Source organism: Mesorhizobium sp. WSM4830 (assembly GCF_055811495.1).
This window is the reverse complement of sequence record NZ_JBVVQI010000004.1, coordinates 151,686-176,420: the sequence shown is the minus strand read 5'-3', so window position 1 is coordinate 176,420 and position 24,735 is coordinate 151,686. Positions and strand designations below refer to the sequence as shown.

Here is a 24,735-nt window from a genome sequence, read left to right as displayed (position 1 = left end):
GCTTCATGAAAGCTCCTTCGACCAGTTGATGGCGTTGACGTAGACGCCGAGCGGATTGGCCTTCAGCCGGTCGGCATCGCGGGGTTGTTGACTGACGATCGTGAGGATGGCGGTCCAGCGTTCGGTGCTGGCCAGGCTACCGTTCTCGTAGCGGCGCTCGACCCAGGCGACACGGAACGAGTCCGGCGAGGCCCGGATGACACTGGAGACCTCGACCGCGACCTGGATTTTGCCCACTTTGGCAAAAGGGTCGTTCAGGCGGGCGTAGTCGTTCAGAGAGACGGCGCCGCGGTCGGTCGTATAGTCATAGGCGCGCAGCCAGTTCTGGCGGACAATGACGGGATCGTCCGGGATGCTTCTGACCTGTTCGATGAAGCGGGCGAGATGCCATGCGATCTGCGGATCGGTCGGACGATAGTCGGCGACAGCTGAAGCGACCACTTGTGCCTCGCCGAGCTTGTCGACCTGCACCACCCAGGGAACAACGGTGCCGCGTGTCGATTGCCAGATTAGCGCTGCAGCGAACCCGCCGGCCAGCACGAGTGAGCCAAAGGCCATAAGCCGCCAGTTTTTCGCCTGCACGCGAGCTGTGCCGATGCGCTCATCCCAAGCTTGGGCAGCACGTTGATACGGCGTCTCCGGCTGAGGGGTCGTTCCGTAACGAACGGAAGGTCGTCTGAAGAGGTTCATCGGCGATCGTCCTGGTTGAGGGAGACATTCATCGAGCCGCCGCCATGATCGCCGGACCGGACGGAATGCGCGGCCATGCTGGCGCCATGGCTCATGGTCTGGCCGCGCTTCATGCGATTGGCCCATGCCGGCGGCGATCCGACACTGGTTTCAGCCGTCGACGCACGTCCTGCAGCAGCAGCTGCTGCTGGCTGCTCTCCACCCGTTGCGGTCCATGCGGCCGAGCGGCCAGCCTGCTGGCTGGAAGACAGGGCTGAAGCCGCGCGCGACATTGCCTGCTTCACCGGCTGAACGGCTGCGCCGCCGCCGGCCTTGGCGACACCAGCAATGCCGGCGGCGATCGAGCCTGCACCGCTCTGTCCGGATGTTGCGGCGGCGAGGCCGTAAGCTGTCGAGGTGCTGCCGGCTAAATGCGCGCCGCCACGTGCGGCGGCCGCCGACATGCGCCCACCTGCACTGATCGCACTGGCGCCGCCGCTCAATCCGGCGCGGGCGCCCATGGCGCCGGCGGCACCTAGGCCGGCAGCTGCGAGGCTGGTGCCCACAGCAGCACCCGCGCCAAGCTGTGGTGCGCCGGAAACCAGGCCGGTCGCGATGCCGGGACCGAAGATCGAAAGCCCCATCAGGGACAGAGCGCCGAGAACGAGCGACAGCGCATCCGTGATCGTCGGTTGTTCAGCCCCAAAACCTTGGGTGAATTCGCCGAAGAGACCCGACCCAATGCCGACGATGACGGCGAGCACCAGGATCTTGACGCCGGAGGCCACGATGTTGCCGAGCACTTTTTCAGCGAGAAAGGCGGTCCGGTTGAAGAGTGCGAAGGGGATCAGCACGAAGCCGGCCAGCGTCGTCAGCTTGAACTCGATCAGGGTTACGAAGATCTGGACGGCGAGGATGAAGAAGGCGATGAGAACGATCGCCCAGGCGATCATCAGCACGGCGATCTGGACAAAATTCTCGAAGAACGAGACGTAGCCCATCAACTGGCTGGCGGCCTCAAGGATCGGATTGCCAGCGTCGATGCCGACCTGGGCGACGCGGCCCGGCTGCAGCAGCGCGGAGCCCGAAAGTGCTGATCCTCCCGCCTTCAGGCCGAGTCCTGAAAAACTTTCGAAGACGATGCCGGCCAGACGATTGAAGTTGCCGATGATGAAGGCGAAGAAACCTATGTAGAGCGTCTTCTTAACCAGGCGGTGCAGCACGTCCTCGTCCGCGCCCCAGGCCCAGAACAGGCCGGCGAGCGTGATTTCGATGACGATCAGAATGGACGTGAGAAAGGCCACCTCGCCGCTGAGCAGGCCAAACCCTGAATCGATGTAACGGGTGAAGGTTTCCAGGAAGCGGTCGATGACGCCGGTGTCATTCATGGCGTCACCGTGTTCGGGCGGCGTTGATCTTGATCACCCTGGGGCATCGACGGCTGAAGGGGCAGGAGCCGGCTCTGGTCTTTGTCGACTGACGGAACTGCGTACGGTGCCGTGGGCTGTGTCGGCTGAAGGAATCGCCGGCGGTTTTCCGCCCAGGCCTTCCTGCAGGCTTCGTCGGCGATCGCGGCCATGCCGATGTTCCGGCATCGCGCAAGTTCGACTCCTGCCGGCTCGCCGCCCGGATGTGCGGAGCGCGGGGAGGACGCGTCCTGCGGGCCGTCGCCACGCAACGCCATGAAGGCGGCGGTCATGGCGGCGCCAAGGGCAAGAACGGCTGTCATCCGGGCGGCGATCTTGAGATCCATGCGACTCTCGCCTCAGTCGTGGAACATCTTCACGGATGACGGGCTGTAGCCACTGCCCGTCATGAAGCGGCTAAACTGTTCACGTGCTTGTTCCTGTGCAGCCGCCCGCCTCGCCTGCTCCAATGCGTTGGCGCGTCCCTGCGCTGCCATCATCGCCGTCAAGTCCGACACCTGCCTTGCCTGGACGGCAAGAAGCTGGTTGCCGGCTTGCGTCGCCTGCAGCACGCCGACGGCAGACTGGCTGGCGCCGAGCAGCGAGCTCGTCTGTTCCTGTGTCCCCTCGATGTTGTCCACGGCGACTGCGCCGGTCTTCAGCGAGTGCTCGAAGGCCGAAACCGATGTCTGCCAGCGTTCACGCGCGCCATCGACAAGCTGCTGGCTGGAGAGGTCCGAACCAAAACTCTCGTACGTCGAGGTGAACTGGCTCTCGATGTCCTGGACGCTGTAGGCGAGCTTGTCGGCCTCGCCGAGCAGGGTCTTCATCTGAGAGAAATTGCCTTCGATCTGGCCGAGCAGCGAGGTCGGCAGCGAAGTGAGGTTCTTTGCCTGGTTGATCAGCATCTGCGCCTCATTCTGAAGCGAGGTGATCTGGTTCTGGATCTGCTCAAGGGCGCGAGCGGCCTGGAGAAGGTTCTGGCTATAGTTGGTGGGATCAAAGACGATGAACGCCGACGCCGGCGCCGATGACATCGCGATCGCGACGGTGATGACGCTGGCTGCCGTCATGTGTCGAAGACGAAGATTGTTGCGAACGGAATTCATGACGGAATCTCCTTTGCGGATTGGTCGATGACGTTGGTGAGATCGGGAATCAGGTCGGCCGCCCAGGAAAGGCCGCGATCGGCAAGCCAGACCTCGAGGAAATGTTTCTGGCCGGTGCCAGTGATGATCCGATCGATTGCCGCTTGATCGGATTTGGACGATGCGGCGCACAGCGCCAGCCCGATCGGACCAAGGCCCAGTTCGAATAGCCGGTTGCCGCGCCGCGACTGGCAGTAATAGTCACGCTTCGGCGTCGCCCGAGCGACGATCTCGATCTGGCGATCGTTGAGACCGAAGCGCCGGTAGATCTGGGTGATCTGCGGCTCGATCGCCCTCTCGTTCGGAAGGAACAGCCGCGTCGGACAGCTCTCGACGATGGCGGGCGCGATCCTGCTGCCGTCGATGTCGGAGAGCGATTGCGTAGCAAAGATGACGGAAGCGTTCTTCTTGCGAAGGGTCTTTAGCCATTCGCGGAGCTGATCGGCGAAGCCGCCATCGTCGAGCGCCAGCCAACCCTCGTCGATGATCAGCAGCGTCGGCCGCCCGTCCATCCGCTGCTCGATCCGATGGAAGAGATAGGCAAGCACGGCGGGCGCCGCACCAGTACCGATCAGGCCTTCGGTCTCGAATGCCTGGACGGAAGCATCACCAAGACGCTCGTGCTCTGCATCGAGCAGCCGGCCATAGGGACCGCCGATACAGTAAGGCCGGAGTGCCTGCTTCAGTGGCGAAGATTGCAGCAGCACCGATAGGCCGGTCAGCGTCCGTTCCTGAACCGGCGCGCTGGCCAGCGAGGTCAGCGCCGACCACAGATGTTCCTTCACCTCCGGCGTGACGGGGACGCCTTCTCGCACAAGAATATCGACGAGCCAGTCTGCCGCCCATGCACGCTCAGGTGTATGATGGATGCGGCCAAGCGGCTGTAGTGAAACGGCGTCGACGTCATCCGACAGGTCCGCCAGGGTGAGCAGAGCGAGCGGATCGTCCGGCCCTTGCCCGCTCGACGCATTGCTGCCGAGATTGTGCCAGTCGCCATCCATGGCGAGCATGGCAGCGCGGATCGAGCCGCCGAAGTCGAATGCAAAAATCTGGTTGTTCTCGTAGCGCCGGAACTGCAGCGCCATCATCGCCAACAGGACTGACTTGCCGGCGCCGGTGGGGCCAATGACGAGGGTGTGGCCGACATCGCCCACATGCAGGCTGAACCGGAACGGCGTAGCGCCTTCCGTCCTGGCAAAGAACAGTGGCGGAGCGCCAAAATGCTCGTCTTCGACAGGTCCCGCCCAGACTGCCGAGAGTGGGATCATGTGGGCGAGGTTCAGTGTCGACAGCGGCGGCTGGCGGACGTTCGCATAGACGTGGCCTGGGATGCTGCCGAGCCATGCTTCGATGGCGTTGACGCCCTCGACGATTGCTGTGAAGTCCCTGCCCTGGATGACTTTTTCCACCAGCCGAAGCTTCTCGTCGGCAATTGACGGGTCGCCATCCCACACCGTCACCGTTGCGGTGACATAGGCCTGGCCGATCTGGTCGGAGCCGAGGTCCTGAAGGGCGGCGTCAGCATCGGCCGCCTTGTTGGCGGCGTCGGTGTCCAAAAGAACGGATGCTTCGCTGGTCATCACCTCCTTGAGGATGGCGGCGACTGACTTGCGCTTCGCGAACCATTGACGGCGAATGCGCGTCAGCAATCGTGTGGCGTCGGCTTTGTCGAGCATGATCGCCCGCGTCGACCAGCGATAGACGAAGGCAAGCCGATTGAGATCGTCGAGGATCCCCGGAAAGGTTGTCGACGGGAACCCGATGATGGTGAGCGTCCGCAGATGGGAATCGCCGAGCCTCGGCTCCAACCCGCCGGCGAGCGGCTGATCGACCAGCAGCGCATCGAGATGCATCGGCATCTCAGGCACGCCGACCCGATGCCGCTTCGTGGAAATGCAGGAATGCAGGTAGGTCAGCGTCTCGCCGTCGTCGAGCCATGCGGTCTCCGGGACAAAACCTTCGACCAGGTTGAGCACCCGGTCGGTGCGGTCCACAAAACCCTTGAGGAGTTCCCACGGATCGACGCCGATTTTCTCCCGGCCTTCGTAAAGCCAGCTCTCGATGCGAGAAGCTTCCTCGGCCGGCGGCATCCAAACAAAGGTGAGAAAGTAGCTGCTCTCGAACAGTTCCCCGTGTGACCTGCTGCGGTCGGACCATGGGAAGGATCCATGGTCGGCCTCACCCTCGAACTGTTCACGACGTTCGAGATCGAGCAGTGCCGACGCGCTGTCGGGGAAGAGACCTTCGGGATAGTGCTGGGCGGCAAGCCGAACGGCTTCGACGAAGATCGCCCAGCCGGAGCCGAGACGGCGCAACGCGCTGTTCAGCCGCGCCGTCGTGCCGACGAGTTCCGCCGGCGTCGCACTGTCGAGATCGGGACCGCGAAAACGGGCGGTCCTCTGGAAGGATCCATCTTTGTTCAATACAACGCCCGGCGCGACCAGTGCTGCCCAAGGCAGGTAGTCGGCGAGGTTGGACGAGCGTTTGCGGTATTCGGCGAGGTTCATCATGGGCGAAAAAGCCTCTCAGCAGCCGAAATGCGCGGGATAACGCAGGTGCCGGCGAACCACGTCGATGAACTGCGCATCGCGCTTGGCTGCCCAGACAGCCGCGAAATGGCCGATCGCCCAGATGACGAGGCCGGCGATCCAGAGGCGGAGGCCAAGCCCGACAGCGCCGGCCAGCGTGCCGTTGGCGATGGCGACCGCGCGCGGCGCGCCGCCGAGCAGGATCGGTTCGGTGAGCGCGCGATGCACCGGCGCGAAAAAGCCGCGGACTTCGTCGTCTTCCAGCAGGGACCATGCCATCAGACGAGCGCTCCGCCGCCGAAGGAGAAGAACGACAGGAAGAAAGAACTCGCGGCGAAGGCGATCGACAGGCCGAACACGATCTGGATCAGCCTGCGGAATCCGCCGGACGTGTCGCCAAAGGCGAGCGACAACCCGGTGACGATGATGATGATCACCGCCACGATCTTGGCGACTGGACCCTCGACGGATTCGAGGATTTGTTGAAGCGGCTGCTCCCACGGCATGGAAGAACCTGCCGCGTGAGCGGGCGCGATCATCATGGCCGCGACCGCAGCAGTCGCCGTGGCCAGCGGGAACACCGCACCGAGCTTATGGATAGATGACGAAGTGAAGCGGATCGGATTCATTCTGAGACTCCATGGGGGATCGGGGATTCACGGTTGGTGCGGTCTCGAGCTTTGCCTCGAGCGTGCGGTAGTCGCCGGTGGAGGGGTCGAGCCCATCGACGAGCGCAATCTCAATGAGACGTCGGGCCGAGCCTCGGCCGGCGAGCACGGCAACAATGTCGATCGTCTCGGCAATGAGGGCGCGCGGGACCGTGACCACGGCCTCTTGCACGAGTTGTTCGAGTCGACGCAGTGCGCCAAGGGCGGAACTGGCATGGATGGTGCCGATCCCGCCCGGATGGCCGGTGCCCCAGGCCTTAAGCAGGTCAAGTGCCTCGGCTCCGCGCACCTCGCCGATCGGGATACGGTCGGGACGCAAGCGAATGGACGACTTCACCAGATCGGAGAGCGAGGCGACGCCATCCTTGGTGCGCAGCGCCACGAGGTTGGGCGCAGCACACTGGAGTTCGCGCGTGTCCTCGATCAGCACGACGCGGTCGGCGCCCTTCGCCACCTCGGCAAGCAGCGCGTTGACCAGCGTGGTCTTGCCTGTCGACGTGCCGCCGGCGACGAGCACGTTCTTCCGCCTTTCGACCGCAAGCCGCAGCACGCCGGCCTGGCTCTCTGTCATGATGCCGGCCGCGACATAATCTTCGAGCATAAACACAGCGACGGCCGGCTTGCGGATGGCAAAGGTCGGCGCCGCGACGACAGGCGGCAACAAGCCCTCGAAACGCTCCCCGGTCTCAGGCAGTTCGGCAGATACACGCGGGGCGCCGGAATGCACTTCCGCACCGACATGATGCGCGACCACCCGAACGATCCGTTCGCCATCGGCCGGGATAAGGATTTCGTCGGTGGCGACAAGCCCTTCCTTCAGCCGGTCGACCCAGAGCCGCCCGTCCGGGTTGAGCATCACCTCGACGATATCAGGATCTTCAAGGAAGCCGGCAATGGCAGGACCAAGGGCCGTGCGCAGCATGCGCGCGCCGCGCGAAACTGCTTCCCTGCCAGGCTGATGACTGGTTGCCACGATGATCCCCATTCCTTGCGGCGAGTTGGTCCGTGCCGCTGTCGGGGATGATTAGAAGAGGCAGGACTATCGGCCTTGCAACAAGCAAAACCGGCGATCCTGATGCGACGTGCAGAGACTTGCAAAATGCGGTGCGGCGGAAATGGCGAACTCGACTCAGACCTAACCCGCAGGCAAATCATCGGTGTCGGCCGGCGGTGCCGCGGGCACGTCCTCGGCGATTTCCTGCCGGAGCTTTGGTCCTTTGCTCAGCCTGCGACCGAGCGCGTCGACAAAACCATCGTAGCGTTGCAGGCCCTTCGCGCGAGCTTCGGCCTGGGCGGATTCCGGCAAAGCCGGGGTTGAGGTGAGCCAGAAGCGGACGAATAGCGCCAGCGTCTCGATGGCGATGCCGACGTCGCGCTCGACGCGCTGCACGCGCCGGTCGATCTGGTCCAGGCGTCGGGCGATCGCCGCTTCCTTTCGCTCGTCGGCGTCCGGCGAAAGCAAGGAGGCGATTGCAGCCTCGGCGATCAGCGACAGTGAGACGTCGCGCCGCGCTGCGTAGTCGGCGAGCGCGTTCATCACGTCTGGATCGAGATAGGCCGAGAGCCGTTTCTTCTTCGTGTTCTTCACAACTCAATGCCGTCGTTGGGATCAAGGGCGGCCTGTCGTGCGGCGCGCCGCATGACCTGGTCGACCGAGCGCCGACGGACAGCGTCATCGTCAGGTTCGTCCCGGTCAAGGTCGAACTCGCCGTCGCGCTGTGTTGTTCGCTCCGGTGCAATGTCCTCATGCTCGGGAATCCCGGGCTGGCGGCGGATGCCGCCATTTGCCGGATCCTCGTCCTGTGGATTCATGGAGGGCTTCGATTGCTGAGGATTGTCTTCCGACGCCGGAAGGACTGTTGTGCCGGTCCAGTCGTCGGGGCGCGACATTCCCTGGGCCGTTTCTGGCTTCGGTGGCGGCAGGACACGCTCGGCAAGGCGCTGATCGGCGAAGTACCGCGCCTTCTTCGCTCGGATCGGGAACAGTCCTGACACCATGACGATGGCATCGGTCGGCGGAAGTTGCATGATCTCGCCCGGAGTCATCAGGGCTCGCGCCGTCTCCTGCCGCGACACCATCAGATGCCCGAGCCATGGCGACAACCTGTGCCCGGCATAGTTCTTCATGGCTCGCATCTCGGTTCCTGTTCCCAGCGAGTCCGAGACGCGCTTGGCCGTCCGTTCGTCATTGGTGGCAAAGCTCACCCGCACATGACAATTATCGAGGATGGAATTGTTCGGCCCATAGGCCTTTTCGATCTGGTTGAGCGACTGCGCGATCAGAAAGCTCTTGATGCCGTAGCCCGCCATGAAGGCCAGCGCGCTTTCGAAGAAATCGAGACGGCCGAGTGCCGGGAACTCGTCGAGCATCATCAACAGGCGCTGGCGATGATCCTTCGCATGGAGATCCTCCGTCAACCGGCGGCCGATCTGGTTAAGCACGAGGCGGATGAGCGGTTTTGTGCGACTGATGTCCGATGGCGGCACGACGAGATACAAAGTGGTCGGCCGCTCGCCCTCGACTAGGTCGGCGATCCGCCAGTCGCAACGAGACGTCACCTTCGCCACAACCGGATCGCGGTAAAGGCCCAGAAAACTCATGGCCGTCGAAAGCACCCCGGACCGCTCATTCTCCGACTTGTTGAGCAGTTCGCGCGCCGCCGATGCCACGACCGGATGTGGACCGGCGTCGCCCAGATGCCGCGTTAGCATCATGGTGCGTAGTGTCGTTTCGATCGCCCGTTGCGGATCGGAGAGGAAGTTCGCAACGCCGGCGAGCGTCTTGTCCTTCTCTGCATAGAGAACATGCAGGATGGCGCCGACCAGAAGTGCGTGACTGGTCTTTTCCCAATGGTTCCGGCGTTCCAACGACCCCTCGGGATCGACGAGCACGTCGGCCACGTTCTGCACATCTCGCACTTCCCATTCGCCTCGCCGGACTTCCAGCAGGGGATTGTAGGCAGCCGATGCAGGATTGGTCGGATCGAACAGCAGCACGCGGCCAAAGCGCGACCGCCATCCGGCCGTCAGTTCCCAATTCTCACCCTTGATGTCGTGGACGATCGCCGAGCCCGGCCAAGTCAGCAGGGACGGCACGACGAGGCCGACACCCTTGCCGCTTCGGGTCGGCGCGAAGCACAGAACGTGTTCAGGACCGTCGTGACGGAGATAGTCGAGGTCGAGTTTTCCAAGCACAACGCCATCCGGACCGACCATGCCCTCGGCTTGGATCTCCTCGCGCGTCGCCCAGCGTGCCGAACCATAGGTGGCTGCGTTCTTCGCCTCCCGTGCCCGCCACACCGACATGCCGATGGCGACCGCGATCGTGATGAAGCTGCCGCTGGCGGCAATCAGCGCACCCTCGATGAACACTTCTGGTGCATAGGCATCGTAGAAAAACCACCACCAAAAAAATGCAGGCGGTGGATAAATAGACTGGCCGGCAAGCTCGAACCACGGATGGCCAAGTTGCGGCTGGAAGCCTAACCGCCACGCCGTCCACTGCGTCGCGCCCCAGGTGGTGAGGAGTACGATCAGGAGGACGGTAAGGACCTGACCCCACAATATCCTGGTCGCCGGCACGTCTCGTCTCTCGGGCTGCACAATCGGGAGTGGATAGAGAATGTCGAGTTTCCGGATATGCAAGGCTAAAGGGCAGGTCAGGACAGCATGGTGCGCCCGGACCTAGAGAGACGTGCTGGATGCGGTGCCGGATTCCGGGTTGTTACCTTGGTTCAGGGGCCTGTCGATGTGAGAAGAAACTCGCCTCCGATGGGAAATGGCCCTCGAAGAACTTTTCCTTGGGGCGACCGGCTGCTCTATTCGACAGGCATGGATGCGGACACAGGGATGTCGCTGTAGTACCATTAGAGATCAATCTGTCGCTATGAACCATCGTTCGCATAAAGGCTCCGGTGCATCGTCCGCATAAGGCTTCGCGTGATCGACGAGGGATAGCCCCTTGTCAGCCTTTGCGGCATCCCGTCGCACGTGTACATTTATGCCCATGACGACTCAACTTAGAAACCTGCGCCCTGTGATCACGCAACCCGAACACGAATTCGGCCTGTTGCTCGGCAAGGTTCTTTCTCCCGCCCAGCCGTTGCAGTCGGAGGAGTTCCTGAGAGGCCGCGAGGAGCAGCTCAGCGGCATCAAGAGGGCGCTCTACCAGTCGGGACGGCACGTCCTGATCCACGGCTTCCGGGGCGTAGGGAAATCGTCGCTGGCGCAGACCGCCGCTTACGGGCTTTCGGCAGGCGCCGATCCCATCGTCATAGGCTGCGACAGCAAGAGCACTTTCGGTAGCGTTATGCGCGATATGTTCGACGAGGCGGTCAACAAGAATCCGACGGTCGAGAAGAAGATCAAGGAATGGGCAGGAGGCTTCGGCAGGTTCGGCATCGCCGCCGGAGGCAAGATAACGACCTATGAGACGTCGGCGACAGAGCCGGGTTCGGTAAACGAAGCCGTTCGTCTGGTGCAGTTCCTCTGCGACAGCTACGCGGACAGCCCTGTTGTCGTCATCGATGAGTTCGATCAGATCGGCAGCAAGGAGGAGCAGGAGTATTTCACTAACTTCATAAAGCAAGTTTCAGACAAGCATGTCACTGCGAGGTTTATCTTCTGCGGCATTGGCGAGAGCGTCGATGCGATCATGGCTGCGCACGGCAGCGCTGACAGATATTTCCATACGGTCGGGCTGGCGCAACTGCCATGGGAGGCCCGCTTCGACATCGTGACGGTCGCGGCCGACAGGCTGGGTATCGAGATCGACGACAACACTATCTACCGCATCGCCAGGATCAGCGACGGTTTCCCACACTACGTCCACTTCGTGACCGAGAAGCTCTTCTGGCGCGTGTACGGGGCCGACAACGAGGGCAAGGTGACCGGAGAGCTGTTCGAACTGGCCATGTCCGATGCCGCCAGCTCTATGGAGATGAGGCTGAGGGGCCCATACGAGGAGGCGACCCAGAAGTACAACAACGATTACGAAGGAGTCCTTTGGGCGGCCGCCGACGGGCACGAGCTGCGACGGCGCAGCACGGACATCTTCGACTCGTACCAACGGATCATGAGGGATCGTCCAGAGGACGCGCTTGACCGTGACAGGTTCAACCAGCGCATCAACAGCCTCAAGCAGGCCAGCCATGCGCGAATCCTCACCGGAACGAGGGCAGGCTGGTACGAGTTCACGGAGAAGATGATCCGGGGTTACGTGCGCCTGAAGGCCGAACAGGCGAATGTGGTCCTTGAGGTCGATCATCCAGCGGTGAAGAGCCGGACGAAGAACTTCCAACTTTCCGAAAGGTGACGAGCCTCACTAAGCGTTCCGCTTGGCTTCCTGATCGCCACGACCCACTTGTGCGCCGAGGCGCGCGTCGATTCCGCGGAGTGTTCGTCGTGGTATGCACGAACGATCCGTATGAAGCCTCCATGATGTGCTAGACCGAGTGCCAGTCCAAGGGCGCGACAGCAACAACAGGGAGGGGCAGGCATGCTGGATATTGAGAAGGACACAGCAAAGCGGATTATCGACGCGATCGCGATGTCCATCGACGGCAAGCCTTCTTCGGCGAAGAGCTTCGATTCTTATCCGTACGAAAACCTCGCCGATTACGGCAACTGGGGGCAGGACAACAACGACTCCAAGCATGATACGCCTCGCACGCGAGCACTGTTTTTGTCGTACCTCGTCTTCGCTGGAGGTCGCATCCCGCTGCGCGGCATTGAGATGCATGGTACATGGTTTCGTCCCGACAAATGGGTGGCCGGAGCCCTCGTCAAGAAAGGTTACCTGACAGTTGACGAAAGCGTCGGGGAATTCCTAGTCACGCAGGACGGCTGGGCGTTCGTCGCCGAGACGCTCGAAGGACTCGGGAAATAGAGCCATGCAATACGCCTTGGTCGACGGTAACCGCCGGGAGGCCTTTCCAGGAGGTAGGGGCAGCTGTCCCTCATGCGGATCGGCGATGGTATCCGAAATGCGGTCCTCGCATCCTGCATCACTGGGCGCATTTCGGCCGCCGGAACTGCGATCCATGGTGGGAGAACGAAACCCCGTGGCATCGTGAATGGAAAAACAGGTTTCCCGAGGAGTGCAGGGAGATCTCCCACGTCGCGCACGACGGGGAAATCCACCGCGCCGACATAAAGACTTCGACAGGGATCGTGATCGAGGTGCAGCACTCATCGATGACGGACGACGAACGGCTGTCTCGTGAGACCTTCTACGGCAACTTGGTCTGGGTAGTGGACGGCAGTGGGTTCAAACATAACTTCGACATCTACCACGAGCTTCCGGCTCCGGAGTCTGAACTGGGTCAAGATCTCGTGTGGGAAAAGGCCGAGCGGCACATGCGCGGGGGGACCGTCGGAATGTGCGTCAAGCTTTCCGAATGCAGGCAGGAATGCCCGGAGGCCACGAAGGCGCGCACTCGTGGCGGGACGTATTATTTCATGCACCAGATCAGGCAACAGGTGATCGAGTCCTACCGAGGGCATCACCAGTACGACTGGATCCGGCCTCGCCGCACATGGCTGGATGCCACTTGCCCGGTCTACATCGACCTCGGCGGCGAGCTTATGGCCAGGCTTGAAATCTATGACGAGTCAGGGCTGCCTTGCATTTATTGGGTGAGCAAGCGCAGGTTCGTCCACGACGTCGTGACGGAGGTCGACGCGCGCGACATCGCGACACGGTTTTCTCCGATTCCAACGACGTAACCAGCTGTTACTTCCCGAATGCATCGGCCAGCTGCGTCGACACAAGCAGCATGATCGCAGCGTCGGCCAAGGTATCCCCAGTGGCTCGCCCGGTCCGTCGTAGCTGCCTGTTTGTCACCGTTGATGCACTACAGTCCGAGTCCGCGCTTCCTTCCGAAGCTCCAATCCACACCGCCGCCATTGACGCGCATAACACCAGCAACGTGACTGCCGAGTTGCTTCTCGACCGATGGTGACCAGGGCACGAGCTGGAAGCCCAACCCGTCATCGATCATGGCGAAGCGGCCGGACGCGAGGGAGAAACGTTGCCGGTAGATGCCAGCTACCTGGTCGCCTTCCGAAGCCTTCGTGAACGGGAGTCCGATCTCGCCAGCCAGCCGAGCGCCAAGCGCATTCACCTCCCGATCGCGTAGCGTGTCGATCAGGTTGCGAGCGAAGATGACGCGTTGACCTTCGCGCCGTGCGAGACCCTGCTCGACAAGATGATCGGTGCGATCCTGACGCGCCTGCTTCACTTCTCTGGCGAAGCCGCCCTCCCCAATTTCGATCGGTTCACGCGCGATAAGCTGACGGTCGAGCCAAGTCGCGCCATGGGCATGAATTTGTTCTTCAATCGAGGGGTCGGAGCGGACGGCGAGTGCAACGCGGCCGCAGCCCTTCGCATCCTCGTAGCGACGAAGCTCGACGATCGAGCCCTGGGCGGAATCGCCGGTAGCGTCTAGATCTTGAAACCGGATGTGATGGACACGACCGTCTATACCGTCCACGATGGCATAAGCCGAGCCCCGTAGCTCATCGTCGAGCCCCCGCTCCAACAGCCGACCGATGATAGGTTTGTCGATCTGCTCAGCTGCAAGGACATAATCGGCTGTGCCTTTGTGGATGCCATGGCCGGTTAGGCTGCGATGCATGCGCTTGATGATGTCGCCGCGCTCACCAAGCGCGCGCAAGGTGGATTCGGCTTCATCCGCCATGATCCATTGGCCCGGGCCGACCTCGCTGCCGAGGCCGAGGCTTTCAAGCCTGCGGAGCCGCCCTACCTTGAGCGCCAGAAATTCGTCCGGCTGGCTATCAGGGTGAAGTGCGAGATCAATGATGCCATGGCGATCTGCGTCGCGAACGAGCTGACGGTCGAGTTGCGTCCAGCGCTCGGTGTCGATCTGCTGCTCGATGGTCCGACGGATGTCGTGGTCGGTGCGTAGCCCGAGTGTCTGGGTGAGGATGCCACTTGCGCGGTCGCGCATGCCTTGGCGGATGTAGTCGCGTGAGATGACAAGGTTCTCGCCATCGTCGGAAACGCCGCGCACAAGAATATGAACGTGCGGATGTTCGGTGTTCCAATGGTCAACGCCGATCCAATCGAGCTTCGTGCCGAGATCGCGCTCCATGTCTATCATCAGGTCTCGGGCAAAGCCTTTGAGGTCGCCCAACTCGTGGGCGTCGTCGGGCGATACGATGAAACGGAAATGGTGCCGGTCCTCCTTGCACCGATCTGCAAAGACGTCGTGAGCGGCCTCGTCCGTGTCAGGACCAAACATCGTCGCCTTCTCGCCGGCGCGTGTCACGCCTTCGCGACGAAGGTATTTGAGATGAGCAGCGAGCGGCGCCGAGCTTCTGAATTGACGAACGACGCGTGCCTTTACGACGGCACTGCGTGAGCGGCCGGTGATGAGGCGATTTGCGCGGATGCTTGCCGATCTGCCGCGACCGAACGTCGAGGCGCTTGGGGAGGTGATCCGGCCTTTTCGCGAGATATGACCGCCCGCCCGCTGTGCCGCTGCGAGCGCCTGGAATATGAACGGGCGAGCGCGCTGGCCGGCGCGGGAGCGGATACGGCCAAGGCGCACACGAAAACTATCGTCACGATTCATAGGCGCTGAGCCCGCGAGGTGCGATTTCCATTGTAAATCTTGAAAAAACAGCGAGCGTGCACATCGCCAATTACGCGAGTACATCGCAAAGCGAGACAAAAACCATAAGAAAAACAATCGACCGACCGAGCCGCACATCGCTGCCCTTTATCCTGCCATCCCCCTTCGACCTCTCTCGCGGCCAACCTACCCGCCGCAATGTCCGCGACGGGACACGCCGCAATGCGATTGACGGGAAAAACGGTGATCATTGTGATGGCCCGGAAGAACCCTGAACAAATGGGCCAAGAACAGTGGGATTCGGATCTGATGTATCTCCTCTGCGCGAGCCTTCCGCTTGCGGTGCGAGCGCCGTAAGATCGGTGACTGCTTTGCCCACCGGTGCTCGCAAACTGGGGGAGCGGATCGCAGTGAACACAGTCTCGACGGGACCATCGGTCTCGCGTTCGTCTCGCGAAGCTGAGCCATTCGGTTTGTTTACCAGGTGCGCGAAAATCGCCGAACCGAGTGCACTCGCTCTGCCCGCTCCCTGCCGTGCGCGCGTCGGAATGGGAACCGCACCATTGATCAGCGGGGCGAGTTTCCTGGCATAGTCGACTGTCTCCCGCGGCAGCGGCCGGCCCGTCGCAAGATGTTCCTGGTAGCGGCCGGGACCGGCATTGTAGGCAGCGAGGAAGCCGCTCCGACCGAAGCGGTCGAGCATCTCGCGGAGATAAGCGGCACCGGCAAGAATGTTATCGTGCGGTTGATAAGGATCGTCGCCAAGATGATGCTTGATCCGCAGTTCTTCCCACGTCGCCGGCATGATCTGCATCAGGCCCATCGCGCCCTTGCTCGACACCGCATGAACATCGCCAACGCTCTCGACCTGCATGACGGCGCGCAGCAGCCGCTCAGGTATAGCAAAGCGTTTCGCGGCTTCCCTGATATGAGCCGACCAGGGATCAGCGGACGAAGTCTTGGCGTTGGAGAGAGCCGGCCCCTCGCCATGAGAAAGAGGCTCTGTGTAAACCGCCGATGCAGAAGGAAGGAGCATGACGCATGCACACAGCATCGTCACGCCTCGCCGGATGACATCGCATGCACCGCCGTCCCGACGCGCGAAAACCCTGCCACCGTGCTCGCTGCCGTCAAGGGCAAGGCTTCGCCGGACGGACTTGCCTGCCCCAAATTGCTGGGCGATGAGCGTCCGCAACGATTGGCAAGCGTCCGACCGCCCTTGACCTTCGCTGCGCGCGGCAGCCGCCTGACAGGCGATCGGGTCAAAGGGTTCGACCAGCGCCAGATCGATCAAAGGGTTTGACGCGAAAGGGTGGGTGCCGCGCAGTCGGCGCATCCGATCAACCTCGCTCGTCGCGCTTCAACTGCCTGCTCCAGTGCAAGGCCCAGATATTTTTCTCGGCATCGGACTGGACAGATTGGCGCGGATCGGTTGCGTGAAGGACGGATCATCAATGGAGACGGAGAGGTAGTTGCCAGCCTTCTCGCCGGTACGCTCCCACGCCGCGCCGATCTCCATGCCTTCACAGAAGACGCGGTGGTCCGGCGCGTTCTCGGCATCCGACTTCTCGGTGGGCAGGATGGCAAGCTTCGCGTCGGGCGTCAGCGTTGAGACGTTGCCGAAGAAGCCGTCGTTGTTGCGGATGAAGGTGCCGATCTGGGCCACTGCGGTGCTCCTTTCATGAGCGTTTGGGGATAACTGACGCGAGTCTTCACGGCTCGCCTGGAAAGTGGTCGTTGGTAACTTTCGGCGCTGGAGAGGTGCTGTCGGTGACCCAGACAGGAGCCGCGCGGCCAATGACCGAAGTGAGCGGCAGCGGCCCGAAATACCGGCCGTCGAAACTGTCGGCGACGTCCCGGTTCATGAGAAAGACTTCGCCGTCGGAGATCACGCGGCAGCCCTGCCAGATGGGCAAAGGTCGGCCGCGACTATCGCGCTCGCGCGCAAATCCAACGGTCACGCCATGGGTGATGATGGCGGTGCCCTGGCGGCAGACAGTCGTGCCTTCGAGTGCCAACACGCGCTTCAGAAGCGGCACGCCGTTCGGCAGATATTGACGCTCAGCCAGGAACCTGGCGAGCGGTTCAGGCGGCATGACGACGGCGACGTCGGCGACGCCGATCCTGCTGGCCAGCTCGATACGATACAACCCGACGGGGACGCTTGCAGATGCGTTCCAGATAAAGCTCGGGCGATGATCGATCCATGCTGGAGCGACGGCGAGAACCGCGCCGCCGAGCGTGCCGGCGATGATCGTTGCGCGCATGCTCATGGCTCAATCCTGCGGCGCAGGAGCCAGGCCTCATGGCGCTGGCGTGTGTAGGGCCTGGGCGTCTCGCGCGCCGCAAACCTACTGTGGGCATGCCGCCAGTAATCCGGTGACACATCGACAGGCTCGATGCCAATCGCCTCGATGGCGTCGATGATCTTCAGCACTTTTTCGACATTCGGCCATCCGATCGCTGTGAGCAGTATCTCGGCGCCGGGGCGCACATAGGCGACAGTCGTGCTGGGCTCGCCGGTGGCAACAGCGCGTAGGATATCGATGCGGGAAGCGACAGTGCCGAAGTCGTTCGCGGTCCACCGAACGAAAGCGAAGATACTGCCTGGCGTAAAGGAGACTACACGACGGCTACGGTCGATGTTCCTGTTCGAAGCAACCTTGCCGAAGCGGATGTAGTTCTCGATCCGCTTCTTCACCCACACCAGTTCGACAGTGGTGAGATCGCTCATGCCGGCCTCCGTGACAGGCGGTCACGAGCAAGCGTGGCGAAGCGAGGGGCGGACAAAGAAAAGAGGACGTCGATCGCTCTCGGCATGGCCGAACGATCAGGGCCTGGCCGTCGTCCATAGCCTCGCTGTTCGGCGCTTTCCGTTAGAAAGAATCCGAAGGATTCTCGGTTAGAAACGTTAGAGGAGCCGGTTCGGCAATCGCCACAATGGCTTAGGATCGAATCCGGTTCCTGATAGCACGGGAATCCGGTTCCCGATGGCACGGGAGTTGCGGTTCCTGATAGCACGGGCCTGTCCACAGTCATTTCACAGCCTTGGTCGTTCGAGCGCGTGGCGCGCGTTGCGCCGCGTACGGTTCGGGCGGAGTGGGTTGAAAGGTCAGGCGCGATCGACCATCAGGATCGAGAATGAGCCCCAGCCAATAGCCAGGCAGCGGTTGGCGACGGACGATCTCGCGCAGATCGAACGTGAAGCGCTTGAACGACGACAGGCCGCCTGACTTCAGATGGAGATGCTGAAGGTCAAAGCTCCAGCCATAGGTCTGGCGCCCCCCATGTTTTCGCACCAGACGGTAGAGCCATCGTTCCAGGCCGCCCGTCAGGCCAAAGTATTCTCGGTCAATGGTGAGGATCAGGGCATCGTCAAGAACGCTGGCATAGAACCAGTCGGGCAGGATGAGCTCGATGCCGAGCGGGCGCCCGCTGGCGTCCATACGCTCCTTCCACTCGTTGATCCAGGAGAAGCGATGGCGCCGCCGTTCGGCCGGCTGTCGGATCGACGTGGCAACCGTGGTCGACTGCAGCCGGTCAAGCGCGGCCTTCAGCCTGTGATAGCTGTGGGCGGAATCGCAGCGGCCGATGAAGGCAAGAATTTCGTAGGGCGTGGCCGCCATGAAACGCGACGTGCGAAGGCCGTTGTCTCGCGCGTCGACGATCTGGCTGGCAGCCCAGATCAGTATGTCGGCATCCCAGATGGTCGCCATGCCGTGTTCGACAGTGGCCTCGACGCGGATCGACACCTCGCCCATGCGAAAATCGATCGGCGTTGTGCGGCGAGATTTGGCAAGGGAGAAGAACGGCCACGACATGAGATCCTGCGCGTCGCGTGGCGTGACGACGCCGGCACGCGCGTGAAACAGATCGATTTGGCCTTCGGAGCGGTGCCGCACTGACGCCACCAGCGCTACGAGGCGCTACCGCGTCTGCCGGCATAGGCAGGTGCGCGGGCGGCATGGGGCTTGGCCGGCGGAACAAAGGTCGCGTTCGCATCACTGGTGGAGGTACGCGCGCCGAGTTCGATCCAGGCGTGCAGGTCATCGACATCGTAGAGCACGCGACCACCAACTTTTCGGTACTTTGGGCCGGTGCCGTAGGTTCGGTGTTTTTCCAGGGTGCGAGCACAGAGGCCGACGATCGGTGCTGCCTCCTTGGTTCGCAGGTATTTTTGGGGCGCGTCCGCGGGACCCTTCGACATTGCTCGATCTCCATCCGGTTTTGCTGTCATCCTGGCCTGCCGGGACGCGCGAAACGGACGATGGTCGAATTGAGGAAAGCGAGGGGGGGCAAACATCGGGGGATGTGTTTTTGCTCCTCTGCGAAGAAGGACTTCACCGATCGGATTTTCGGCTGCGGCTGTGTGGATAGAAAAGAAGGTCGCGGTAGCCGCCGGCGACCAGGCGATCCGCTCTTCGCAGGACGGCCCGTACCTTGTGCCTGAGGTGATGGTCGCGCCAATCCCGTGGCACGATTGGATTTCGTGACAGCAGCACCTCCGCGATGTTGCGATAGGAGGCCGCTGTGCGGCGGGCGTCGTGAGCGCGCAGATTGAGGGTATGCCTGATCTTCGTCTGCTGGGGCAGCGCGCCATAGAGTGGGCCGCCAGGCGGTCGGCCGTTCAGCGCCCGCCAGAACTGGCGTGCGGCGTCCAGTCTTGTTTCGAAGGCGTCATCGAGCGGGAGAATGATGGCATTGATGCCAAGTGAACCATCGCAACTCTCGGCAATCAGGCGATGCGTTGCGGTCGATGGCGACCAAAGAGCCTCATAGTCATCTTCGCCCTGCTCCCAAACGCTAGCGTTGCGGAGCTCGCGAGGAAGCACGCTCCTATGCGAGTCGATCGAGGCAGGCATCCGCGTGGCCCGGAGAACGCGCGGCGAGGCTTGTTCCGTCCAGACGATGTTCTCGGCAGATGGAAGTCCGTCACCGGTGACAGTGAAATCGCGCGCCCCACCGTGCGGCGAAGTCAGTTTGTCCGAGCAGGTCTCCGGTATTTGTGCCCAGCGACGCAAGCTGACTGCACTCGGCGATGAAGGCGTCGTTCCGGATCAGGTATTCGGCAGCGAACTCCGGCGCTTCGTAGTCGCGCATGTGCACATAGGCCGCTGGATTGGTCCAATCGCCTTGCAATTTGCCAGGTCCTCTCCCGATGCCAGCACCAGGCTGCGAGCTTCGGAATCAGCATCGGCGTCGATGCGCGTGCTGGGTAGTTGGAGAGTCAGCAAACCGCTGTGCTGATTCAGCAAAGCGTGGCGCATGGCAGGCTGCACTAATGGGGCGCACCTCCCGCCAGAAGATACCGATAACCACTCGTCGTCATCCACCGCGCGCGGGCAAGATGGGTCTCCCAGGACTTGAACGCTCTCTCCGGTTCCTGCTCAGGATCGATGTGCAGGACGATCCTGGCCACCTCGCGCCAGTCCGCATCTTCGGCCGCCGCGTCGAGCAGGCGGATATAGGTGAGCAGCCGCTCCTCATCATACCCGGTCAAGATCGAGGAATCTGGAGCAACGTCGGCAACATCGGGATCAAGCAGTGGTTTGAGCAAACGCGATTTCCATCCTTGAAGGCACTTTGTCGAGAATACTCCGTGGTTGAATACTCGACAAGGCGTTGCACTCCCATGCATGGAAATTCGCGAGGTGTTTGCGCGCAATCTGAGGCGGCATCGGCAGGCGGCTGGGCTTTCGCAAGAAGAGCTGGCCCACCGCGCGGAAGTCGATCGCACCTATATCAGTGCGTTGGAACGCAGCGTCTACGGCGCGACGATCGACGTCGTCGACAAGCTGGCAAATGTTCTCGGGATTGAGGCCGCGGACCTTCTGAGGCGACCTCCATTGCGCGTCACAAAATAGAAGGCAATTTTGCCCCCATTTGTCCTTTGTTGGCACTCATGACATCAGTTGCATCGCGAGCCGGGCGGAGCCCGGCGAGCGGCCGCCGAGTTCAAAAACGGCAGCACGCACCCCGATGATCTAGTCGGCAGATATCCTTATGCTATGACGGTATCGTTGATACGGCGGACCTGATAGGCCGCGCGGCGAGACGCTCGCTGCGCGGCCTTTCGTTTGCTCATGCCGCCTTTTCCAACAAGGCCTTCGCCCTGCCTTCGAGCTCCAATCGGCTATCCTGATGCGCCTTGGTACGCGCATGCGCAGTCATGCCCTGGACGAAATCGAAGATGCTTTCGGGCGGGCGGCCTTCCTCCTGCAAAACTGCCTCGATGATCTTGCCTGTTTCGCTCTTGGAGAAACCGCGCTTGCGCAGGAAGCTTTCGCGGTCTTCGTCGCTACGGGCGACGATCTTCTCACGCGCGGCCTTGATACCGGCGATGAACGGCGCCGGGCTTGAGTTCGCAAAGCTCGTCAAAGCGGGCGCTGCCTCATGAGCAAAACGAAGTGCTGCGAACTTCGAATGACGGATGCTGATTTCTTCAAAGCCTTCGACGCCCCACAGATTGCGGTTCATGCAAACGGCGCGGAGATAGAAACTCGCAATGCCTAGCGTCTTCGAACCGACCTCCGAATTCCAGCAATAGAAGCCTCGGAAATACAAATCCGGTTCGCCATTCGGCAGCCGTCCGGCTTCGATCGGATGTGTGTCGTCCACCAGAAACAGAAACACGTCGCGGTCGCTGGCGTAAAGCGTCGTGGTGTCCTTGGTCACGTCCACAAATGGATTGTGCGTCATGGTCGCCCAGTCGAGAACGCCCGGCACCTTCCACATGGTGTCGCCGGTGCCATTGCCGGCGATCTTCATGACGGCGGCGACAAGCTCGTGATCCCAGATGCGGCCATAGTCCGGGCCGGTCACGGCGCGAAGCTCGACGCGCCCGTCCTCCGTCTCGAGGGTCTTCATCAACTCCGCCCGATGGCTCAAAAGGCCATGCTGCAAATTGATGCCTGCCAGAGGCGGAGGAAGCTGGCGCATGTAGGTTGCCGGTGCGCTGACAAGACTGCAAAGCTGGCCAAAACTCCAATGCGTGGGCGCAATCGGTTGCTCCTGTCCGGGGAAGATAAGCGAAAGCCGCTCTGCATTGTCGCGGGTCGCTTCGACGCGAACCGCACGGCTCTCGACGGTGCGGGCGGTAGCGCGGTCCGCTCTCTGCTTCACGGCATCAAAAAGCTCGGTGAGGCTGAGATAGCGCTCGTCATCGGGACGCGAAAACCATTCCGAAGAAACTCGCCCGATCCGCTCGCCGCGCGAGATGTCCACTCGAAAGCCACTTGAAGCCGGCTGCTGCTGGCGGTTGCTCTCGCCGTCGATGATGGTGGTCATGTTCATTGTGCTCACTCCTTTTTCCGTCAATGCCGAAGGCATGTCCCTCGGCATGCCTTCCGGGGGCGCGTGAGCGCGCGGGAGTGATGGGGGCCGATGCCGGCGCGCGGAGCCGGGCTGCACGGTTGAGCGGAGCGGATGGAAATTGATGGCCGCTGTTGCTGCAGTAGGCCGCTTTGCGAGCCGGCGGCCCTGCTCTGCACAGGCGGCAATGGCGGGGAAGCGAGGGGAAGCTCCTCGCTTCCCAACGGATCGGCAAAAGTTGTCCGCAGCCGATCGAAACGATGAAAGCGAAGCTTGCCTTTATAATATTGGCTGAGAGATGTGGATTGTAGAGAGGAAACGGACTATTTGCCTGATTGGCGAATTGGGTAAATCCACGACTTTAGTGCGTACGATAAGACAAGAGGAAAACTATATGACCATTTCTTCCGAACATGATGGGCAAACGGATATCGTGTCGATCGCCGCCGACATTGTCGCGGCCTATGTGTCGAACAATCCACTGCCGGTCGGCGAGCTGCCGAAGCTGATCGGTGATATCCATGCCGCGCTGCAAGGGATCGGCACGCAGGCGACGGAACCGGTGGCCAAGCAGGAACCTGCAGTCTCGATCAGGAAGTCAGTGACGCCGGACTACATCATCTGCCTGGAAGACGGAAAAAAGTTCAAATCGCTGAAGCGCCATCTTGCCACGCATTACAATCTGAGCCCGGACGACTACCGCCAGAAATGGAACCTGCCGTCGGACTATCCGATGGTGGCGCCGAGCTACGCGGCCACCCGCTCGGCCCTTGCGAAATCAATAGGGCTAGGCCGGAAGGCAGCGGCACCCGCACCCGCCACAGCAGAAAAACCAAAACGATCCGCTCGCGTGGCAGCAGCGAAAACGACGCCAACGGCAGTCAAGTCGCCGATGAATAAGGCCCGCAGGGCATCCGCCAAAGCGTAACGTGCTGCACCTGACAGAGGGCCGCTATGGCGGACCTGAACTTAGCAAAGCCCCCCCTTGCGGCGGGGCTTTGTTTGGTGGGCCAGATTACTCGGCGGTACGGCGGGACCAATGGTGCTCTCACGGATGCACGACAGCACGGAAGGGGCCGTCAAGCAGCAAACTCAATCTAGTAGCGATCGACTTCCGCTAAATGTAGAGAACCGATGTACTCTGAAGAAACATATTCCAAACTAAGAGCCTGGGCCGAACAAGGTCTTTTCCTTTTGCGCGAATTGCTGCCAACCATGGCACCTGTAGCGCGTCATGAGCATTGGAAGCCTACCGAACGTCGGACTTTGGCTGATCTCCTCTCTGCATCTGCCCGATCGAGCGAAAGTGCCCTGCTGCTTGTTGCATATGTACAACTGTGGGATGCTGAGATTCTGGTTCGGTCGGTTATCGAAGGGTCTCTCAAACTCTGCTATCTTCTTCAGCGACGCGAAAGCTTTGAAGAACGCTACCAACAGTACTCGCATGATCTCTATCAAATCGGACTGTTCAAGGATCACAAGAAGGCAGCCGAGCTCCTAGCGATCGTGCCGGATCCGCACGACCGCGCCTGGAAGCCAATCAGGGACCGGCTATTGTCGGAGACGGAACTGACGTCGATCGGCGACGCATTCGGACCAACGGAACGGCGCTCACTTGAAGCTCGGTGGGGCTTCACTGGTCTGATTGGAGAACTATCTCGCTCAGGAGATGAACTGACAAAGGGCTTTACCGGGTTTTCTCATGGCTACTCACTGGCAAGCCATATTCATCATGCTGACGCGATCGGAACGTCTATCGCTATCGAGCGCGACCGACGATCTATCGAGAGGCGAGACACAATATTGCTAACCCACGGCGCACGGCTGATTTCCGATACCCTCTCGTGCTTTCATCTCCGACTGGCAGTTGGCTATCGCTTCATCCAACATGATTTTGAGCCGGTTGCATTGGCTGCCCAAAAGATCAGGAACTTTCAGCAAGCCTTTGAAGGCGCTTACGATGACTGGATGAACGTGGAATACCCAGTGTCCTAACTTAAGTTCGAGGCGGACATGAGCATGCCGAAGCCCCGTCCGGCGGACGGGGCTTCTTTGATTTGGCCGGCTCTCACTCGGCCGCGCGGCGGGACCAGATGAGGGAGAACTCGCCCTCGGTGTCGGTCTCGACCAAGCTCGCATAGATCGGAGCGGGGAAGCTCGGATCATCGAGCTTGACGGAGTGGTAGTCGCGGCCCTCGCGCGAGGTCTTCTTCCATGCCGCACCGAACTCGGTGGCGCCGGCGAAAATGCGATAGTCCGGGCCCTTCTCGTTGTCACCCTCGGCGGGGACGAAGTCCACGGTCTTGACGTTGAGGTTGAGTGTCTTGACGGAGCCCTTGAAGCCCTTGGCGGTGCTGGAGAACGTGCCGATCGTAGCCATTGTGGTGGTTCCTTCCGTTTGATCGGGC

General features: G+C 61.5%; 28 protein-coding genes. 6 read left to right on the top strand and 22 right to left on the bottom strand.

Going from position 1 to position 24,735, the window contains the following annotated elements:
• Positions 1 to 3: 3 nt before the first annotated feature.
• The 10 genes from trbF to AC0L2Y_RS07730 all read right to left on the bottom strand — a co-directional run bounded on the left by trbF (position 4) and on the right by AC0L2Y_RS07730 (position 10,001).
• Entirely contained in the window at positions 4 to 690 is a 687-nt protein-coding gene (gene trbF / locus AC0L2Y_RS07775; protein WP_287271433.1) for a conjugal transfer protein TrbF, read from the bottom strand.
• Positions 687 to 2,057: a P-type conjugative transfer protein TrbL gene (gene trbL, locus AC0L2Y_RS07770; protein ID WP_473555060.1), complete on the bottom strand. Its 1,371-nt coding sequence runs from the start codon at positions 2,055 to 2,057 to the stop codon at positions 687 to 689. The genes trbF and trbL overlap by 4 nt, the downstream gene beginning before the upstream one ends.
• Entirely contained in the window at positions 2,054 to 2,422 is a 369-nt protein-coding gene (gene trbK-alt, locus AC0L2Y_RS07765; RefSeq protein ID WP_473555058.1) for a putative entry exclusion protein TrbK-alt, read from the bottom strand. Before trbK-alt ends, trbL begins: the two co-directional genes overlap by 4 nt.
• Before the next feature lie 12 nt (positions 2,423 to 2,434).
• On the bottom strand, positions 2,435 to 3,148 hold the full coding sequence (gene trbJ / locus AC0L2Y_RS07760) for a P-type conjugative transfer protein TrbJ (protein ID WP_473555329.1): 714 nt from the start codon (positions 3,146 to 3,148) through the stop codon (positions 2,435 to 2,437).
• A 32-nt stretch (positions 3,149 to 3,180) separates the two neighbouring features.
• Positions 3,181 to 5,733, bottom strand: a complete 2,553-nt coding sequence (trbE, locus tag AC0L2Y_RS07755; RefSeq protein ID WP_473555057.1) for a conjugal transfer protein TrbE — start codon at positions 5,731 to 5,733, stop codon at positions 3,181 to 3,183.
• Between the two features lie 15 nt (positions 5,734 to 5,748).
• The gene (locus tag AC0L2Y_RS07750) at positions 5,749 to 6,030 is read right to left on the bottom strand and encodes a VirB3 family type IV secretion system protein (protein ID WP_473555056.1); all 282 of its coding nucleotides are present in this window, start codon (positions 6,028 to 6,030) and stop codon (positions 5,749 to 5,751) included.
• Positions 6,030 to 6,293, bottom strand: a complete 264-nt coding sequence (locus AC0L2Y_RS07745) for a TrbC/VirB2 family type IV secretion system protein (RefSeq protein WP_246093916.1) — start codon at positions 6,291 to 6,293, stop codon at positions 6,030 to 6,032. The genes AC0L2Y_RS07750 and AC0L2Y_RS07745 overlap by 1 nt, the downstream gene beginning before the upstream one ends.
• Before the next feature lie 49 nt (positions 6,294 to 6,342).
• The gene (trbB, locus tag AC0L2Y_RS07740) at positions 6,343 to 7,341 is read right to left on the bottom strand and encodes a P-type conjugative transfer ATPase TrbB (protein WP_473555327.1); all 999 of its coding nucleotides are present in this window, start codon (positions 7,339 to 7,341) and stop codon (positions 6,343 to 6,345) included.
• Positions 7,342 to 7,554: 213 nt separating this feature from the next.
• Positions 7,555 to 7,956 carry a CopG family transcriptional regulator gene (locus tag AC0L2Y_RS07735; RefSeq protein WP_206437580.1) on the bottom strand — a complete coding sequence of 134 codons (402 nt, stop codon included), beginning with the start codon at positions 7,954 to 7,956 and terminating at the stop codon, positions 7,555 to 7,557.
• Between the two features lie 47 nt (positions 7,957 to 8,003).
• Positions 8,004 to 10,001: a conjugal transfer protein TraG gene (locus AC0L2Y_RS07730; protein WP_473555054.1), complete on the bottom strand. Its 1,998-nt coding sequence runs from the start codon at positions 9,999 to 10,001 to the stop codon at positions 8,004 to 8,006.
• Positions 10,002 to 10,455: 454 nt separating this feature from the next.
• Between AC0L2Y_RS07730 and AC0L2Y_RS07725 the strand changes: the two genes are divergently transcribed.
• The 3 genes from AC0L2Y_RS07725 (at position 10,456) to AC0L2Y_RS07715 (ending at position 13,145) form a co-directional block, all read left to right on the top strand.
• On the top strand, positions 10,456 to 11,733 hold the full coding sequence (locus AC0L2Y_RS07725; RefSeq protein WP_473555053.1) for an ATP-binding protein: 1,278 nt from the start codon (positions 10,456 to 10,458) through the stop codon (positions 11,731 to 11,733).
• Between the two features lie 183 nt (positions 11,734 to 11,916).
• Positions 11,917 to 12,306, top strand: coding sequence for a hypothetical protein (locus AC0L2Y_RS07720; protein ID WP_352675323.1), 390 nt, complete (start codon positions 11,917 to 11,919; stop codon positions 12,304 to 12,306).
• Positions 12,307 to 12,614: 308 nt separating this feature from the next.
• Positions 12,615 to 13,145, top strand: coding sequence for a hypothetical protein (locus AC0L2Y_RS07715; RefSeq protein WP_473555052.1), 531 nt, complete (start codon positions 12,615 to 12,617; stop codon positions 13,143 to 13,145).
• Positions 13,146 to 13,273: 128 nt separating this feature from the next.
• On the opposite strand, the gene AC0L2Y_RS07710 is transcribed toward AC0L2Y_RS07715, so the two are convergent.
• The 10 genes from AC0L2Y_RS07710 to AC0L2Y_RS07665 form a co-directional block, all read right to left on the bottom strand.
• A complete protein-coding gene (locus AC0L2Y_RS07710) occupies positions 13,274 to 15,016 on the bottom strand; it encodes a relaxase/mobilization nuclease domain-containing protein (protein WP_473555324.1) in 1,743 nt (580 codons plus the stop codon).
• Positions 15,017 to 15,263: 247 nt separating this feature from the next.
• A complete protein-coding gene (locus AC0L2Y_RS07705; RefSeq protein ID WP_473555050.1) occupies positions 15,264 to 16,352 on the bottom strand; it encodes a lytic transglycosylase domain-containing protein in 1,089 nt (362 codons plus the stop codon).
• A gap of 24 nt (positions 16,353 to 16,376) precedes the next feature.
• Complete coding sequence (locus tag AC0L2Y_RS07700; RefSeq protein WP_473555047.1) at positions 16,377 to 16,682, bottom strand: DUF736 domain-containing protein; 306 nt, start codon at positions 16,680 to 16,682, stop codon at positions 16,377 to 16,379.
• A gap of 46 nt (positions 16,683 to 16,728) precedes the next feature.
• Positions 16,729 to 17,289: a S26 family signal peptidase gene (locus tag AC0L2Y_RS07695; RefSeq protein WP_473555045.1), complete on the bottom strand. Its 561-nt coding sequence runs from the start codon at positions 17,287 to 17,289 to the stop codon at positions 16,729 to 16,731.
• Positions 17,286 to 17,750, bottom strand: coding sequence for a DUF2840 domain-containing protein (locus tag AC0L2Y_RS07690; RefSeq protein ID WP_473555043.1), 465 nt, complete (start codon positions 17,748 to 17,750; stop codon positions 17,286 to 17,288). The genes AC0L2Y_RS07695 and AC0L2Y_RS07690 overlap by 4 nt, the downstream gene beginning before the upstream one ends.
• A 301-nt stretch (positions 17,751 to 18,051) precedes the next feature.
• The gene (locus AC0L2Y_RS07685) at positions 18,052 to 18,918 is read right to left on the bottom strand and encodes a replication initiator protein A (protein ID WP_473555040.1); all 867 of its coding nucleotides are present in this window, start codon (positions 18,916 to 18,918) and stop codon (positions 18,052 to 18,054) included.
• A 14-nt stretch (positions 18,919 to 18,932) separates the two neighbouring features.
• Positions 18,933 to 19,223: a helix-turn-helix transcriptional regulator gene (locus tag AC0L2Y_RS07680; protein WP_473555037.1), complete on the bottom strand. Its 291-nt coding sequence runs from the start codon at positions 19,221 to 19,223 to the stop codon at positions 18,933 to 18,935.
• 133 nt (positions 19,224 to 19,356) lie between these two features.
• On the bottom strand, positions 19,357 to 19,848 hold the full coding sequence (locus AC0L2Y_RS07675) for a DUF2285 domain-containing protein (RefSeq protein ID WP_473555034.1): 492 nt from the start codon (positions 19,846 to 19,848) through the stop codon (positions 19,357 to 19,359).
• 100 nt (positions 19,849 to 19,948) lie between these two features.
• A complete protein-coding gene (locus AC0L2Y_RS07670) occupies positions 19,949 to 20,155 on the bottom strand; it encodes a transcriptional regulator domain-containing protein (protein ID WP_473555032.1) in 207 nt (68 codons plus the stop codon).
• 139 nt (positions 20,156 to 20,294) lie between these two features.
• Positions 20,295 to 20,573, bottom strand: coding sequence for a DNA -binding domain-containing protein (locus tag AC0L2Y_RS07665; protein ID WP_063170738.1), 279 nt, complete (start codon positions 20,571 to 20,573; stop codon positions 20,295 to 20,297).
• Positions 20,574 to 20,652: 79 nt separating this feature from the next.
• On the opposite strand from AC0L2Y_RS07665, the gene AC0L2Y_RS07660 reads away from it, so the two are divergent.
• Positions 20,653 to 20,880, top strand: coding sequence for a helix-turn-helix domain-containing protein (locus AC0L2Y_RS07660; RefSeq protein WP_352600215.1), 228 nt, complete (start codon positions 20,653 to 20,655; stop codon positions 20,878 to 20,880).
• A 217-nt stretch (positions 20,881 to 21,097) separates the two neighbouring features.
• Here AC0L2Y_RS07660 and AC0L2Y_RS07655 read toward each other — a convergent pair whose 3' ends face one another.
• On the bottom strand, positions 21,098 to 22,303 hold the full coding sequence (locus tag AC0L2Y_RS07655) for a DUF932 domain-containing protein (RefSeq protein WP_473555323.1): 1,206 nt from the start codon (positions 22,301 to 22,303) through the stop codon (positions 21,098 to 21,100).
• A 418-nt stretch (positions 22,304 to 22,721) separates the two neighbouring features.
• On the opposite strand from AC0L2Y_RS07655, the gene AC0L2Y_RS07650 reads away from it, so the two are divergent.
• Together AC0L2Y_RS07650 and AC0L2Y_RS07645 are read left to right on the top strand one after the other, a co-directional pair.
• A complete protein-coding gene (locus AC0L2Y_RS07650; protein ID WP_473555321.1) occupies positions 22,722 to 23,255 on the top strand; it encodes a Ros/MucR family transcriptional regulator in 534 nt (177 codons plus the stop codon).
• 206 nt (positions 23,256 to 23,461) lie between these two features.
• The gene (locus AC0L2Y_RS07645) at positions 23,462 to 24,322 is read left to right on the top strand and encodes a DUF5677 domain-containing protein (protein ID WP_473555030.1); all 861 of its coding nucleotides are present in this window, start codon (positions 23,462 to 23,464) and stop codon (positions 24,320 to 24,322) included.
• A 73-nt stretch (positions 24,323 to 24,395) separates the two neighbouring features.
• Here AC0L2Y_RS07645 and AC0L2Y_RS07640 read toward each other — a convergent pair whose 3' ends face one another.
• Positions 24,396 to 24,707, bottom strand: coding sequence for a DUF736 domain-containing protein (locus AC0L2Y_RS07640; RefSeq protein WP_473555029.1), 312 nt, complete (start codon positions 24,705 to 24,707; stop codon positions 24,396 to 24,398).
• Positions 24,708 to 24,735: the final 28 nt, after the last annotated feature.

Bases quoted from the DNA above. Each gene is read 5' to 3' on its own strand.
- AC0L2Y_RS07660 (WP_352600215.1), top strand. From the start codon at position 20,653: ATGGAAATTCGCGAGGTGTTTGCGCGCAATCTGAGGCGGCATCGGCAG.
- AC0L2Y_RS07720 (WP_352675323.1), top strand. From the start codon at position 11,917: ATGCTGGATATTGAGAAGGACACAGCAAAGCGGATTATCGACGCGATC.
- AC0L2Y_RS07655 (WP_473555323.1), bottom strand. From the start codon at position 22,303: ATGACCACCATCATCGACGGCGAGAGCAACCGCCAGCAGCAGCCGGCT.
- AC0L2Y_RS07690 (WP_473555043.1), bottom strand. From the start codon at position 17,750: ATGAGCGATCTCACCACTGTCGAACTGGTGTGGGTGAAGAAGCGGATC.
- trbB (WP_473555327.1), bottom strand. From the start codon at position 7,341: ATGCTGCGCACGGCCCTTGGTCCTGCCATTGCCGGCTTCCTTGAAGAT.
- trbE (WP_473555057.1), bottom strand. From the start codon at position 5,733: ATGATGAACCTCGCCGAATACCGCAAACGCTCGTCCAACCTCGCCGAC.
- AC0L2Y_RS07650 (WP_473555321.1), top strand. From the start codon at position 22,722: ATGACCATTTCTTCCGAACATGATGGGCAAACGGATATCGTGTCGATC.
- AC0L2Y_RS07695 (WP_473555045.1), bottom strand. From the start codon at position 17,289: ATGAGCATGCGCGCAACGATCATCGCCGGCACGCTCGGCGGCGCGGTT.
- trbL (WP_473555060.1), bottom strand. From the start codon at position 2,057: ATGAATGACACCGGCGTCATCGACCGCTTCCTGGAAACCTTCACCCGT.
- AC0L2Y_RS07680 (WP_473555037.1), bottom strand. From the start codon at position 19,223: ATGTCGAAGGGTCCCGCGGACGCGCCCCAAAAATACCTGCGAACCAAG.
- AC0L2Y_RS07645 (WP_473555030.1), top strand. From the start codon at position 23,462: ATGTACTCTGAAGAAACATATTCCAAACTAAGAGCCTGGGCCGAACAA.
- trbK-alt (WP_473555058.1), bottom strand. From the start codon at position 2,422: ATGGATCTCAAGATCGCCGCCCGGATGACAGCCGTTCTTGCCCTTGGC.
- trbF (WP_287271433.1), bottom strand. From the start codon at position 690: ATGAACCTCTTCAGACGACCTTCCGTTCGTTACGGAACGACCCCTCAG.
- AC0L2Y_RS07640 (WP_473555029.1), bottom strand. From the start codon at position 24,707: ATGGCTACGATCGGCACGTTCTCCAGCACCGCCAAGGGCTTCAAGGGC.
- AC0L2Y_RS07735 (WP_206437580.1), bottom strand. From the start codon at position 7,956: ATGAACGCGCTCGCCGACTACGCAGCGCGGCGCGACGTCTCACTGTCG.
- AC0L2Y_RS07750 (WP_473555056.1), bottom strand. From the start codon at position 6,030: ATGGCATGGTCCCTGCTGGAAGACGACGAAGTCCGCGGCTTTTTCGCG.
- trbJ (WP_473555329.1), bottom strand. From the start codon at position 3,148: ATGACGGCAGCCAGCGTCATCACCGTCGCGATCGCGATGTCATCGGCG.
- AC0L2Y_RS07745 (WP_246093916.1), bottom strand. From the start codon at position 6,293: ATGATGATCGCGCCCGCTCACGCGGCAGGTTCTTCCATGCCGTGGGAG.
- AC0L2Y_RS07715 (WP_473555052.1), top strand. From the start codon at position 12,615: ATGACGGACGACGAACGGCTGTCTCGTGAGACCTTCTACGGCAACTTG.
- AC0L2Y_RS07705 (WP_473555050.1), bottom strand. From the start codon at position 16,352: ATGCGCCGACTGCGCGGCACCCACCCTTTCGCGTCAAACCCTTTGATC.
- AC0L2Y_RS07710 (WP_473555324.1), bottom strand. From the start codon at position 15,016: ATGAATCGTGACGATAGTTTTCGTGTGCGCCTTGGCCGTATCCGCTCC.